This is a genomic window from Bradyrhizobium sp. HKCCYLRH3099, from assembly GCF_051167855.1.
GTDB lineage: Bacteria > Pseudomonadota > Alphaproteobacteria > Rhizobiales > Xanthobacteraceae > Bradyrhizobium.
This window is the reverse complement of sequence record NZ_JBNPTW010000007.1, coordinates 288,366-301,423: the sequence shown is the minus strand read 5'-3', so window position 1 is coordinate 301,423 and position 13,058 is coordinate 288,366. Positions and strand designations below refer to the sequence as shown.

13 protein-coding genes are annotated in these 13,058 nt (G+C 66.1%); 5 read left to right on the top strand and 8 right to left on the bottom strand.

The features are described 5' to 3' along the window. Positions 1 to 596: 596 nt before the first annotated feature. Positions 597 to 1,616 carry a 1-aminocyclopropane-1-carboxylate deaminase gene (locus ACQR1Y_RS17200; RefSeq protein ID WP_434876017.1) on the bottom strand — a complete coding sequence of 340 codons (1,020 nt, stop codon included), beginning with the start codon at positions 1,614 to 1,616 and terminating at the stop codon, positions 597 to 599. A gap of 149 nt (positions 1,617 to 1,765) precedes the next feature. Here ACQR1Y_RS17200 and ACQR1Y_RS17195 point away from each other — a divergent pair, with 149 nt between their 5' ends. Together ACQR1Y_RS17195 and ACQR1Y_RS17190 are read left to right on the top strand one after the other, a co-directional pair. Further along, positions 1,766 to 2,242 carry an Lrp/AsnC family transcriptional regulator gene (locus ACQR1Y_RS17195; protein ID WP_434860752.1) on the top strand — a complete coding sequence of 159 codons (477 nt, stop codon included), beginning with the start codon at positions 1,766 to 1,768 and terminating at the stop codon, positions 2,240 to 2,242. A gap of 91 nt (positions 2,243 to 2,333) precedes the next feature. Next, positions 2,334 to 3,215, top strand: coding sequence for a DUF2147 domain-containing protein (locus tag ACQR1Y_RS17190; RefSeq protein WP_434876016.1), 882 nt, complete (start codon positions 2,334 to 2,336; stop codon positions 3,213 to 3,215). 68 nt (positions 3,216 to 3,283) lie between these two features. Here ACQR1Y_RS17190 and ACQR1Y_RS17185 read toward each other — a convergent pair whose 3' ends face one another. Together ACQR1Y_RS17185 and ACQR1Y_RS17180 are read right to left on the bottom strand one after the other, a co-directional pair. After that, positions 3,284 to 3,688 (bottom strand): (R)-mandelonitrile lyase, encoded by a 405-nt coding sequence (locus tag ACQR1Y_RS17185; RefSeq protein ID WP_009025435.1) that lies wholly within the window; start codon positions 3,686 to 3,688, stop codon positions 3,284 to 3,286. A 27-nt stretch (positions 3,689 to 3,715) separates the two neighbouring features. Beyond that, entirely contained in the window at positions 3,716 to 4,414 is a 699-nt protein-coding gene (locus ACQR1Y_RS17180; protein ID WP_006613956.1) for a ribonuclease activity regulator RraA, read from the bottom strand. 248 nt (positions 4,415 to 4,662) lie between these two features. Between ACQR1Y_RS17180 and pxpB the strand changes: the two genes are divergently transcribed. From pxpB to ACQR1Y_RS17165, 3 genes are read left to right on the top strand one after another with little or no spacing between them, the layout of a single operon-like run. After that, complete coding sequence (gene pxpB, locus ACQR1Y_RS17175) at positions 4,663 to 5,394, top strand: 5-oxoprolinase subunit PxpB (RefSeq protein ID WP_434876015.1); 732 nt, start codon at positions 4,663 to 4,665, stop codon at positions 5,392 to 5,394. Continuing rightward, on the top strand, positions 5,391 to 6,425 hold the full coding sequence (locus ACQR1Y_RS17170; RefSeq protein ID WP_434876014.1) for a biotin-dependent carboxyltransferase family protein: 1,035 nt from the start codon (positions 5,391 to 5,393) through the stop codon (positions 6,423 to 6,425). The genes pxpB and ACQR1Y_RS17170 overlap by 4 nt, the downstream gene beginning before the upstream one ends. A 37-nt stretch (positions 6,426 to 6,462) precedes the next feature. Next, positions 6,463 to 7,236 carry a LamB/YcsF family protein gene (locus ACQR1Y_RS17165; RefSeq protein WP_434876013.1) on the top strand — a complete coding sequence of 258 codons (774 nt, stop codon included), beginning with the start codon at positions 6,463 to 6,465 and terminating at the stop codon, positions 7,234 to 7,236. A gap of 14 nt (positions 7,237 to 7,250) precedes the next feature. Here ACQR1Y_RS17165 and ACQR1Y_RS17160 read toward each other — a convergent pair whose 3' ends face one another. The 5 genes from ACQR1Y_RS17160 to ACQR1Y_RS17140 form a co-directional block, all read right to left on the bottom strand. Further along, the gene (locus ACQR1Y_RS17160) at positions 7,251 to 7,400 is read right to left on the bottom strand and encodes a hypothetical protein (protein WP_434860757.1); all 150 of its coding nucleotides are present in this window, start codon (positions 7,398 to 7,400) and stop codon (positions 7,251 to 7,253) included. Between the two features lie 174 nt (positions 7,401 to 7,574). Beyond that, a complete protein-coding gene (locus tag ACQR1Y_RS17155; protein ID WP_434876012.1) occupies positions 7,575 to 9,176 on the bottom strand; it encodes a sulfite reductase subunit alpha in 1,602 nt (533 codons plus the stop codon). Further along, positions 9,173 to 10,966 (bottom strand): NirA family protein, encoded by a 1,794-nt coding sequence (locus ACQR1Y_RS17150; protein WP_434876011.1) that lies wholly within the window; start codon positions 10,964 to 10,966, stop codon positions 9,173 to 9,175. The genes ACQR1Y_RS17155 and ACQR1Y_RS17150 overlap by 4 nt, the downstream gene beginning before the upstream one ends. A 343-nt stretch (positions 10,967 to 11,309) precedes the next feature. After that, positions 11,310 to 12,464 carry a CmpA/NrtA family ABC transporter substrate-binding protein gene (locus ACQR1Y_RS17145; RefSeq protein WP_434876010.1) on the bottom strand — a complete coding sequence of 385 codons (1,155 nt, stop codon included), beginning with the start codon at positions 12,462 to 12,464 and terminating at the stop codon, positions 11,310 to 11,312. After that, positions 12,461 to 13,051 (bottom strand): ANTAR domain-containing response regulator, encoded by a 591-nt coding sequence (locus ACQR1Y_RS17140; RefSeq protein ID WP_008965342.1) that lies wholly within the window; start codon positions 13,049 to 13,051, stop codon positions 12,461 to 12,463. Before ACQR1Y_RS17140 ends, ACQR1Y_RS17145 begins: the two co-directional genes overlap by 4 nt. Between the last annotated feature and the right edge of the window lie 7 nt (positions 13,052 to 13,058).

Genomic DNA, 13,058 nt, shown 5'->3' with positions numbered 1-13,058 from the left:
AAAAACGATCCAGTGTTGCGACGACCGTTTGAACTCAAGCGGAGTTCGGCTGAACCTGTGGTGACTGCCGCCTGCTTATTCTTGTGCAGGCGGGCCATGGGTTGCGGCCAGCGCCCGGCATTCCCTGCGCCCTCTTCCGTTCAAGAGGGTTCGACTGACGGATCACTCGGACGTCATGCGTCGCGAGAACGCGGGATCATGTTTGGATGGCTCGTTCAGCACACTCGCCGTCATTCCGGGGCGCGCGCAGCGCGAGCCCGGAATCCATACTCTGTGACGATGTTGTTCGAGCGAGATGGAGCGGCCGGCGTGGCCGACACGACCGCTCGTGGTTATGGATTCCGGGCTCGCGCTTTCGCGCGCCCCGGAATGACGGCGTCGTATGTGGATCGCTCGTGCCACACATTCGGTGTCGTCCCGGCCTCCGAGCCGGGACACAGACTCACAGGCGGTCGCGTGTGGCAGGCGCGCAGATGCAGTGGACGATAACACGACAGTCGTTGGTTATGGGTCCCGGCTCGGAGGCCGGGACGACAGTTGTGTTTGTGGTAGCACCTCGGCTGGCCCGCGAGGCGGCGATCAAGCCGGGGCCGCCCTCAGCCGTTGCGATAGGTGTAGCTGTAGCCGTTGATCGCGGGAGCGCCGCCGAGATGGGCGTAGAGCACCTTGGAGCCTTCCGGGAAGTAGCCCTTCTTGACGAGGTCGATCATGCCCTGCATCGACTTGCCCTCGTACACCGGGTCGGTGATCATCGCCTCGGTGCGGGCCGCAAAGCGGATGGCCTCGTTGGTCTCGGCGCTCGGCACGCCATAGGCCGGATAGGCGTAGTCGTTGATGATGACGATCTCGTCGTCGCGCACCTTGCGGCCGAGCTCGACCAGTTCCGCGGTGTTGTCGACGATCTTCCGCACCTGGTTGCGGGTCTGCTCCGGCGTACCGGAGGCGTCGATGCCGATCACGCGGTCTGCGCGGCCGTCGGCGGCGAAGCCGACGATCATGCCGGCCTGGGTCGAGCCGGTGACGACGCAGACGATGATGTAGTCGAACTTGATGCCCATCTCGGCTTCCTGCGCCCTCACCTCTTCGGCGAAGCCGACATAGCCGAGGCCGCCGAACTTGTGCACGGAGGCGCCGGCCGGAATGCCGTAGGGCTTGCCGCCCGCATCCTTCACCGACTGGATCGCGTTCTCCCAGCTCTTGCGGATGCCGATGTCGAAGCCGTCCTCGACAATGCGACTGTCGGCGCCCATCAGCCGGGTCATCAGGATGTTGCCGACGCGGTCATAGACGGCGTCCTCGTGCGGCACCCAGCTCTCCTGCACCACGACGCACTTCATGCCGATCTTGGCCGCGGTCGCCGCCACCATGCGGGTGTGGTTCGACTGCACGCCGCCGATCGACACCAGCGTGTCGGCGTTCGACTCGATCGCGTCGGGCACGATGTATTCGAGCTTGCGCAGCTTATTGCCGCCCATCGCGAGGCCCGAGTTGCAGTCGTCGCGCTTGGCGTAGATCTGCACCTTGCCGCCGAGGGCTTCCGTCAGGCGCGGCAGATGCTCGATCGGGGTGGTCCCGAAGGTGAGCGGATACTTCTTGAACTTGTCGAGCCGAAGCACGGGATCTCTCCGTGGATGGTGTGGATTGGGTCGGCCGGGAACATACGAAAAAGCGCGAGAAAGGTGCTCTCTTTATCGGCTTGGGTTTTCGTGCTTACGTTCGCTCAGAGCCGATATGTCGGCCAATTCTCTCACTTACTGGCTATCTAATGAAAGAATCTTCCGACCAAGATATCGACCGCGTCGACCGCCGAATCCTGCAGCTGCTGCAGAAGGACGGACGAATGAGCAACGCCGAGCTGGCCGGGGCCGTCCATGTCAGCCCGGCGACATGCCATCGCCGCACCCAGCGCCTGTTCGAGGACGGCTACATCAGAAGCGTGCGCGCGCAGATCGCGCCCGAAAAGGTCGAGCGCAGCGCGCTGGTGCTGGTCGGCGTGGTGCTCGACCGCTCGACGCCGGAGAGTTTCCGCACCTTCGAGGCGGCGATCCGCAAGCTGAAATTCGTGCTCGACTGCCATCTCGTCGCCGGCGATTTCGACTACTTCCTAAAGATCCGCGTCCGCGACATGAACGACTTCAACCGCATGCACGGCGATCAATTGATCTCGCTGCCGGGCGTGCGCCAGACGCGCACCTTCTTCGTGATGAAGGAGGTCGTCGACAATGCGCCGCTGGATTTCTGAGCGGGGCTGGCATTGAACCGAGCTTGCCGCATCGGCGACTTAATTGCGCGTGAGCTCGCTCACCTCAGCAACCGACATCGCGGAGATCCTGATGAAGAGGCTGTTGGCCGTTGCTGCCGTGGTTCTGGCCAGCAGTGCCGCCCAGGCGCAGTACGTGATCGAATATGGCGGCAAGACCATCCGCATCGATCCCGACCGCGGCACCGTGCAGATCCCCGGCGTCTACGACAACACCGAGCAGAAGAAGGCCAAGCGCGGCAAGCGCGAGCAGGATTCGACGGCCAAGCCGCAGCCGGGTTCGGACAAGCCGGCTTCCGCACCTGCCGAGGCGGCGGTCACGCCGGCTGCGCCTACGCAGGCCGCTCCGGCACCAGCGGCCCCTGCCCCTGTTCCGCCTGCCCCGGCGCCGACGGCCGCAGCCCCAGCGGCGGCGCCTGCCGCGCCTGCGCCAGTCCAGGCCGCCGCGCCGCCTGGTCCGGTGCCTCCGGCACAGGCGCCCTCAGCCCCGGCAACGGTCACGCCGCCGGCGGCTGTGACAGCGCCTGCTGCGCCAACCGCTCCCGCAGCCTTGCAGCCACCGGCCAAGCCGGCGCAGGCCCCCGCGGCGGTCACCACCGCCGCGGTCCCGCCTGCTGCCGCTGCACCGGCGGCCGTGCGCGATCCGAATTCTCCGGTCGGCATCTGGCTGACCGAGGAGAAGGAAGGCAAGATCCGCATCGAGCCGTGCGGGACCAATCTCTGCGGCTACGCCGTCAACGCCAAGACCAATCAGAATGGCGAGCAGATCCTGATCAACATGCGGCCGAGCGACAAGGCGCAGGACAAGAAGTGGAGCGGCCGCATCTACGATCCGAACAGCGGCAGCACCTACGATTCCACGATCAACCTGAAAGGCCCGGACAGTCTGCGCGTGCAGGGCTGCGCCTTCGGCGGCATGTTCTGCGGCGGCCAGACCTGGACACGGGTGAACTGAGACCGGCGCCGTCAAAACGAAAGCGCGCGGCCCTTCGACCGCGCGCTCGACATCTTGTTAGTCCCGCATCAGCCGACCGGCGTCGCGTATTCCGCGTCGGTGACGTGCTCCATCCAGTTCGAGTAGACGCCGTCGAGCGCCTCCTGCATGGCGATGTGCGTCATCTCATTGTCCGGCGAGGCGCCGTGCCAGTGCTTCTCGCCCGGCGGGATGAAGATCACGTCCCCGGGCCGGATCTCGCGCACCGGCCCGCCCTTCGCCTGGATGCGGCCGATACCCGAAATGACATAGAGTGTCTGGCCGAGCGGATGCGTGTGCCAGGCGGTGCGCGCGCCCGGCGCGAACGAGACGCGGGAGGCGTTGAGCCGCGCGGGCGCCGGCGCCATGATCAGCGGATCCTGCAGCACGTTGCCGGTGAAGTACTCGGCCGGCGCCTTGCGCGTCGCGCGCGAGCCTGCGGGGTGGAAATCCATGATGTGCCTTTCTGCGGCGGTTCGAGCTTACTTCTTCGACGCGGCGTAGCGCGCCTTGGTCTCGGCGTTCATCGGGTACAGGCCCGGCAGCACCGCGCCCTTGTTCACCTCGTCGACGATCCAGGCTTCCATGCGCTCCTGCTCGGGGCCTTCGGCCAGCACGTGGTCGAGCATCGCCTGCGGGATCAGCACCGCGCCGTCCTGGTCGGCGACGATGACGTCGTTCGGAAATACCGCGACGCCGCCGCAGCCGATCGCCTCGCCCCAGCCGACGAAGGTCAGGCCGGCGACCGACGGCGGCGCGGCATAGCCGTCGCACCACACCGGAAGGCCGGTGCCCATCACGCCCTCGAGGTCACGCACGACGCCGTCGGTGATCAGCGCGGTGACCCCGCGCTTCACCATGCGCGCGCAGAGGATGTCGCCGAAGATGCCGGCGTCCTTGACGCCCATCGCATCGACCACGGCGATGCAGCCCTCGGGCATGGCCTCGATCGCGGTGCGGGTCGAGATCGGCGAAGACCACGACTCCGGCGTCGCCAGATCCTCGCGCGCCGGCACGAAGCGCAGGGTGAAGGCGGGACCGACCAGCCGCTTCTGTCCCGGGCGCAGCGGCTTGGCGCCGCGCAGCCAGACATTGCGCAACCCCTTCTTCAGCAGGACCGTGGTGATGGTCGCGGTGGTGACTTGAGAGAGGGTGGCGATGGCTTCGGGGGTGAGGGACATCGTGAGACTGGTGCTCCAACAGGGCTGGCGGAAAAAGCTGGCGCATCTTGCGAGCGACGGTCGCGCCGTCAAGGGCATGCTCGGTGCGTCCAGCGCATGCGGGCCCTGCAGCGGCCCGATAAAGTCTCCTTATCACATGGCATCCGATTAATTTATTGAATTTTCGAGAGTTTTCGTCATGGACCCAATTCCACTCGCAAATGAAACGAGCTAGATCAGGGATCACGAACGCGGATCATTGCGGACTCATGGCCGATCCTTTTCCACCCCCTCGCCTGCTCCCCAGCGGCGACAGCGCCGTCACCGTCGAGTTCAGCCGGACCATCGACGAGACCGCCAACCGCCGCGTGCTCGCGCTCGATCATGCGCTGGCTGTGGCCGGAATCGCAGGTATCACCGAGACGGTGCCGACCTATCGCTCGCTGCTGGTGCACTACGATCCGGGCATCCTCGACCACGACACGCTGTGCGCACGCCTGCTGGCGCTGTCGGCCGGCTCACTCGCGCCGGAGACCGAGATCCGGCGCTGGCGGGTGCCGGTCTGCTATGGCGGCGAGAAAGGCATCGACCTTGAGGATGTCGCCAAGGCGCTGAACGTCACGCCGGACGAAGTCGTGGCCCGCCACGTCGCGGGCACCTATCGCGTGGCGATGATCGGCTTCACGCCCGGCTGGTCCTATCTGTCGGGGCTCGATCCGCGCTTGCAGATGTCTCGCCGGCAGAACCCGCGGGTCGCAACACCCGCTGGGATCGTCGCCATCGGCGGCATCCAGACCGGCATCCAGTGCCTGGCCGGTCCGTGTGGCTGGCACCTGCTCGGCCGCACCGCGATGCGGACGTTCCAGTTGCATCGTGAGCCGACCTTCCTGCTCGAGCCGGGCGACGAAGTCAGCTTCACTGCCGTGGATGAGAAGACCTTTGCCGAACAGGAGCGCGCGGCCGAGGCCGGCGAGCTCATCGCGGAGCGGATCGCGGCATGAGCACGCTCGTCGTCTCACAGATCGGTCCGGCAAGCTCGGTGCAGGATGGCGGCCGCTTCGGCGCGCAGCGCTACGGGCTGACGCCCTCGGGCGCGATGGACAAGCTGTCGCTGGCCGCCGCGAACAGCCTCGTGGGCAACGACCTGATGGCGGCTGCGATCGAGATCGGTCCGTTCGGTGCGACCTTCGTCGCCAGGAGCGGTGCTGTCCGTGTCGCGCTGTCCGGCGCGCCGCGTCCGGCCGAGGTCGCCAAGCGTCCGGTCGAGATGAACACGTCTGTCACGCTGAATGAGGGTGAGAAGCTGACGCTCGGCTTCGCTCGCGGCGGTTCGTTCAGCTATCTCGCGATCGCGGGCGGCATTGCCGGCGAGCCGATGTTCAACAGCCTCTCCGTCAATGCACGTGCGGGCTTGGGAAGCCCCTACCCGCGTCCGCTGCAGTCAGGCGATGTGTTCGAGGTCGCGCCGGCGAGCCAGGCGCCGGAGATGCAGATCGATCTGCCGAAGACGAGCGGCGCGATCCGCGTGGTGATGGGTCCGCAGGACGACGAGTTCAGCGACGAGATGAAGGCGCTGTTCCTCGACAGCGATTGGAAAGTGTCCGCGACCAGTGATCGCATGGGCTATCGGCTCGAAGGTCCCGTGATCCGCCATCTGCACGGCCACAACATCGTCTCCGACGGCACCGTCGAGGGCAGCATCCAGGTTCCCGGCAACGGCTCGCCGATCGCTCTGATGTCGGACCGCGGCACCAGCGGCGGTTACCCGAAGATCGCGACCGTGATCACCGCCGACTACGGGCGCCTTGCGCAGACGCCGGCCGGCACGCCGTTCCGCTTCAAGGCCGTCAGCATGGTGGAGGCTCAGGCCGAACTGCGCCGCTACAAGGATCTGCTGCGCAGCCTGCCTGGTCGCGTCACAGAGCTCGTGAGCAGCGAGTTCAACGTGGATGCCCTGCTCACGGCGAACGTGGCCGGGCATGCCGTCAGCGCGACCGATGTCGGCACCTGGCCCGGAGCCGCACCCGACTAAATGGAATCGCCATCTCATCAACGAGCGGACCCATCACATGACCAGCACTGTCGATCTGAACTGCGACCTCGGAGAAAGCTTTGGCCCGTGGGAGATGGGCAATGACGCCGCGATGATCGAGCTGGCGACGTCGGTCAACGTCGCCTGCGGCTTTCACGCCGGCGATGCCGACATCATGCGCAGGACGGTCGAGATGGCGAAGGCCAAGGGCGTCAGCGTCGGCGCGCATCCGGGTTATCGCGATCTGCATGGTTTTGGCCGGCGCCCGGTGCCGGGCCTGAAATCATCGGAGATCGAGAACCTGGTCGCCTATCAGATCGGCGCGCTGCAGGCGATCGCCACCGCGGCCGGCCACAAGGTCACCCATGTGAAGGCGCATGGCGCGCTGTCCAACGTCGCCTGCGAGGATGACATGACGGCCAACGCGGTCGCCAAGGCGATCAAGGCGGTCGATCCGAGCTTGATCTTCGTCGTGCTCGCCAACTCGAAGCTGGTGACGGCGGGAGAGAAAGCGAACCTGTCGATGGCGCATGAGGTGTTCGCCGACCGCGCCTACGACGATAACGGCTTGCTCGTCTCTCGCAGCAAGCCCGGCGCGGTGTTGCACGATCCCAGAGAGATTGCCGATCGTGTCGTGCGCATGGTGCAGGACGGTGCCGTCGTCTCGGTGACCGGCAAGGTGATGAAGATGCGCACCGACACCGTCTGCATTCACGGTGACACCGCTGGCGCCGTCGAGATCGCCCGCGAGGTTCGCAAGGCGCTCGACGCGGCCGGCATCAAGGTGGCGCCGTTCAAGACGGCGCCGTGAACGAAGGAGTCTGATCAGAAGGGATGGGTGAAGGGCGTTCCGAAGGTGATCGCCGCGATGAGCGCCAGAGCGCCGTAGAGCGCCACAAGAGCTGCGGTCGTGCCCCGCTCGCGCATCGCGCGGACCTGGGGCGTCTGGCGCAGGGTCGTCGTGATCGTCTGCATGGCCGGTCTCCTGAAGTTCCGACCACGAGAGAAAAGCGTTCTCGGGATCGGGCGCAAGGCAACCGGGCAAATAACGACAAGCCCCCTGTTTTGGGTCCGCAGGGAACCAAAACATTCTCGGCCAGAGTTCCGGCCGAGAATTTTATCCGCAGGGTTCCAGCGGGTTCCGGCCCGTTAATAAACGTCGAGCTGGAACCGCCCCTTCTTCTTGAGGTCCGCCACGAAGCTGACAGCCTCGTCAGTCGAGCGGGCGCCAAACTGGGCGACGATGTCGACCAGGGCACGCTCGACGTCCTTGGCCATGCGCTTGGCGTCGCCGCAGATGTAGAGATGCGCGCCGCCGGCGAGCCAGGTCCACACCTCGCGGCCGACCTCGCGCATGCGGTCTTGGACGTAGAACTTCTTGTCGCCGTCGCGCGACCACGCCAGCGACAGCCGCGTCAGCAGCCCCGAGGTCTTCATCGCATTGAGTTCGTCGGCGTAGAAGAAGTCACAGTCGCTGCGCTGGTGGCCGAAGAACAGCCAGTTCTTGCCCGGCGCGCCCGTCGCCCTGCGATCGTGCAGGAAGGCGCGGAACGGCGCGATGCCGGTGCCCGGGCCGACCATGATGATCGGCGTCTTCGGATCGGCCGGCAGTGCGAAGCCATGCGCCTTCTGCACATAAACGCGGAGCTTGTCGCCGGGATTGATCCGCTCCGCCAGGAACGTCGAGGCAAGGCCGAGGCGCTTGCGCTTGCCGATGACGTAACGGACGCAATCGACGGTGAGCGACAGTTTTCCCGGCGTGGCATTGTGCGACGAGGAGATCGAGTACAGCCGCGGCTGCAACGGCTCCAGCGCTTCGACGAAGGCTTCGGGATGCGGCCGGACGCCGGAGAACTTCTGCAGCACCGCCATGACGTCGAGCGTCGCCGCATCGCCATCGGGATCCTCGCCTTGCGCCAGCCGGCGCGCCTTCTCGCGCGTCGCGCCGCCGGTGATGAAGGAGATCAGCTCGAACAGCGAATCCGGAGCTGGCGACAGCGAGACGTCCTCGAGCAGGCACTGCCGCAGCGGCTTGCCGTTCACCTCGGTCATATGCGAGGCGCCGAGCAGCGCGATGATCTGGTCGACGAGGCCGAGATCGTTTTTGGCGAAGATGCCGAAGGAATCGCCGACGACATAGTCGAGCCCGGCCTCGGCGAGATCGAACTCGATGTGCCACGTCTCCTTCTCCGAGCCCGGCTTGTTGAGCAGGCGCCGCGACAGGAACGTCGCCTCGACCGGATTGTCGCGCGAGCGGCCCGGCTCGCTGACAACGACGGAGACGGTGGCGGGCGTTGCCGCGGCGGCCGGCTTGGCCGCAGCAGGCGCCTTGTCGATCTCCTCATAAAGCGCCTTGAGCATCCGCGCGGTCTCCTTGCCGCCGGGGACGCACAGATTGAGGCGCGCCTCGCTGCGATCCGCGATCGCATCCGAATAGTCGCTGCAATTGTAGCCGCACTGGCCGCAATCCTGCTGCGCCATCGCCGCCATCATCCGCCGCCGCAACGGGCGGCCCTCGGCCAGCTTCATGCGATCGGCGATCGGCATGGTCTGGTCGTGCCACGGCGCCTCGCCGTCGTCACCATCGCCCGGTGCGAGCACGGCGCCGTTCTGCGCCGGCGAGAGCGGCGTCGAGCCGTCCAGGCCGAGCGCGCCGGCGAGGAAGCCGTTGAGCCAGGAGCGCTGCGCTTCGGAGAACGGCGCGCTGGCGGGAATGATCTCGATCTTCGGCATGGGCGTGATCTGGTTCATGCTGACACCTCGGACGAATTCTGCGCTTCAGCGAGCTGGCGCAAGGCTTCGCCATCATGGCGGCGGGCGAACGAGAGGAATGTCTCGTCAGGAGAAGCGCGATGGACGAGATAGGCCTTGAGCAGCTTCTCGATCGTTGCAGGCGCGTCCACGGCCTTGAGATCGCGATACACCTCGCGGCCGATATCGGCCTGCGGGCCGAAGCCGCCGCCGGCGAACAGATGATAGCCCTCGACGGTGTCGTCGCCATCGCCGACCGGCACCTTGGCCGCGATCATGCCGATGTCGCTGATGTAGTGCTGGGCGCAGGAGTGATGACAGCCGGTGAGATGGATGTTCAGCGGAGTGTCCATCTCCACCCTGCTCTCGCACCAGTCGCCGATCTCCGCCGCATGCTTCTTGGTGTTGGCCGCCGCGAATTTGCAGCCGGCGTTGCCGGTGCAGGCGATCAGTCCGGCGCGAATATGCGAGGCTGTCGTCGCGAGTCCGATCTGCGCGATCGCGGCACAGGCCAGAGCCACGTTCTCGTCGCGCACGCCAGGAATCAGCAGGTTCTGCCACACCGTCAGCCTGATCTCGCCGTCGCCGAGATCGGCCGAGATCTTGGCGAGCGCCCGCATCTGATCGCTCGTCAGCTTGCCGAGTGGCAGCACGACGCCGATCCAGTTGAGCCCAAGCTGCTTCTGCGGGTGAACGCCGATGTGTGCCATGCGGTCGGCCTCGGGACGCGGCGCGAGCGCCTCGTCCGGGACGCGCGCGAGCTTGCGGCCGAGTCTCGCCTCGACGGCCTCCATGAACTTGTCGTGGCCCATGCTGTCGAGCACGTATTTGAGCCGCGCCTTCAGGCGATTGGTACGATCGCCGGTCTCGATGAACAGCCGCACGATGGCGTCGGCGACTTCGGTCGCGCGTTCCGGCTCGACGATGATGCCGGTCGGCTTGGCGAAATCCTTATGCCCGGTGATGCCGCCGAGGCCGAGCCTGAACCATACGCCTGGCGCGACGCCGAAACCGTCCTTCACCTCGACCGCGGAGAACGCGATGTCGTTGGTGTCTTCGAGCGCGGCGATGCGGCCGGCGCCGTCAAAGGCAACATTGAACTTGCGCGGCAGGCCGTACAGCGAGCGATCATTGAGGATGTGGAAGTGCCACTCGCGCGCATAGGGACGCGTGTCCAGGAGCTCCTGCGGGTCGATGCCTGCGGTCGGCGTGCCCGTGACGTTGCGGATATTGTCGGCGCCGGAGCCGCGCGCAGTGAGGCCGAGATCAGAGAGTCCTTCGAGCAGCATCACCGCGTGCTTGGGCGGGATCTCGCGCAGCTGCAGATTGGCGCGCGTCGTGACGTGGCTGTAGGGGCCGCACAGATGATCAGCGAGATCGGCAAGCCCCGCGAGCTGCCAATGCTTCATGATGCCGTTCGGGATGCGCAGCCGGCACATGTAGGAATCCTGCGCCGGCGCGACGTGGAACAGGCCGAAATAGCGCCAGCGGAAATTGTCGGCCGCGGACGGCGCGGCATTGCTGCGGGCCTGCTGCTTCAGGCGTTCATAGGCATCGAACGGATGCAGCTCGCGCTTGACCTTCTCCTGCTCGGCGAGCTTGCGGCCCGACGCGAGGACCTTGTCCTGTGCCTTGATGTGGATGGCGTCGGGACCTGCAGGCTCGGTTGCGGCTGTCGTCGTGCTCGCGGGACCACGGCCGGCGAGGGTCACCTTGAGGCCGGCGGCCAAGCCCTCGAGATAGCGCTTCTGCTCGTCGTTGAAGTCGACAGACAACGGCTCGATTTTCATGATGGCGGACGAAGCTCCAGCGGCCAAGCGATTGGCGTTCGGGGATGGGATGAGGATCGCGTCGCCCGAACCGCCAGCGTTGGCATCTTTCAGGAGAGCGATCCGACCAGCTTCGTTGCTGCGGAAATCCGACACGGATTGCAGCCAGCGGCATCTGCGGCGGCTGACTGCACTGCAGTATTCAAGTTGCGTGCCAGCCGCGAAGCCTGGGAAATACCAGCGAAATCAGAGGTCTGCTCGAATCGCCGACCCCGCGATCGGCGCCTCAAGCCCTCAAATGCGAGCACTTCGCCCAAATTTTGATCGGTGAAGCCATCTGCCTGATTTCTGTTCCGACGGGGAATCAGGCCGTCCAGCGGCCGATCTTGAAGGCCTTCAGATGGCCTGGGACATCGTCGGCCGCGAAGGGAGGCCCCGCGAAGGCGCCGATCGCCGCATCCTGCGCCTGCCCCTGCGTGCCGAGTGCGGCGTCGTAGATGTCAGGCCGGAACACGCCCATGGCGGTGCTCAAAGCGTCGCTGCTGAGCGGCGTCTGCCCCCAGCGGACCATCTGGGCGTACAGCCAGGCGGCCTGGATCTTCTCCGGGCGGGCCGCTCCCTCGCGCCCGACCAGCAGATAGCGCGGGCTTTCGCGGAAGGTGCCGTCCGGCGAAATCTTCAGCCGGCCGTCGAGCGTGCGCTTGATCACCTCGGCATCGACACCGATCCGCTCGGGCTGGGCCAGGATCCGCGCCGCATCCTCGTGGTTCTGTTCGATGAAATCAGCGGCGCGGGCGCAGGCCCGGACCAGGGCCGCCAATGCATCCGGGTTCTTGTCCGCCCAGCTCTGCCTGACCGCCAGCACCTTCTCGGCCGCGCGCACCAGCACGTCCGAGACGAAGTGCAGGATGTGGCCGATGCCGAGATCGACCGCGATCGAATTCCAGGGCGCACCGACGCAGAAGGCGTCGACGTGACCATTGGCGATGCTCTCGACCATATAGGGCGGCGGCAGCACCACCAGCCGGACGTCCTCGTCGGGATCGACGCCGCCGGCGGCCATCCAGAACCGGAGCTGGTAGTTGTGGGTCGAGAACGGAAAGGTCATGCCGAAGGTCAGCGGCTCGGCGCAGGCCTTGCGGCGCGCAGCGACCACACGCGCCAGCGCCAGCGCGGTCGCCATCGGATCGAACCGATCGCCGTCGAGATGCGCCATCAGCTCGGCATGCAGCGCCGGCGTCACGGTGATCGCGTTGCCGTTAACGCCGAGATTGAACGGCGCGACGATCGGCACCTTCACATGGCCGATGCCGAGGCTGGAGGCGATCGCGACCGGCGCCAGCAGATGCGCGGCATCGAACAGGCCGATGTTGAGCTTGTCGCGGACGTTGGACCAGGAGACCTCGCGCACCAGCGTGACGTCGAGCCCCTCGGCGGCCGTGAAGCCCTTGTCCACGGCGACGATCAGCGCGGCGGCATCGACCAGCGGAATGAAGCCAATGCGAAGCGAGCCGGTCATTTCAGCATCTCCGAGGCGGTGAGGATCGACTGCGCGATCTCGCCGATCTTCTTCTTCTCGCGCATCGCCGTGGAGCGCAACAGAACGTAGGCTTCCTCTTCGGTGAAGCCCTTCATCTTCATCAGGATGCCCTTGGCGCGGTCGATCACCTTGCGATCCTCGAGCGCCGATTTGGTGCGCTCCAGCTCGTCCTGCAGCTTCGAGAAGGCGTTGAAGCGGGAGATGCAGAGGTCGAGGATCGGCTTGATCCGCTCCTTCTTCAGGCCGTCGACGATATAGGCCGATACGCCCGCCTCCACCGAGGCCTGGATCGAGGCCGCATCGCTCTGGTCGACGAACATCGCGATCGGCCGCCGGACCGCCCTGCTCACCTGGAACATCTGCTCAAGCACGTCGCGGCTCGGGTTTTCCAGGTCGATGACGATGACGTCGGGGTCAAGGGCGTAGATTCGCGCCAGCAGGCCCTGCATCTCGCTGACATGCACCACGCCGGTAAAACCCGCCTCGCGCAGCCCCTCCTCCAGGATGGCGGCGCGGATCGGGCTCTCGTCAACGATCACGATTTTCGGGGATTGCTCGGCGCTCATCGTTCAC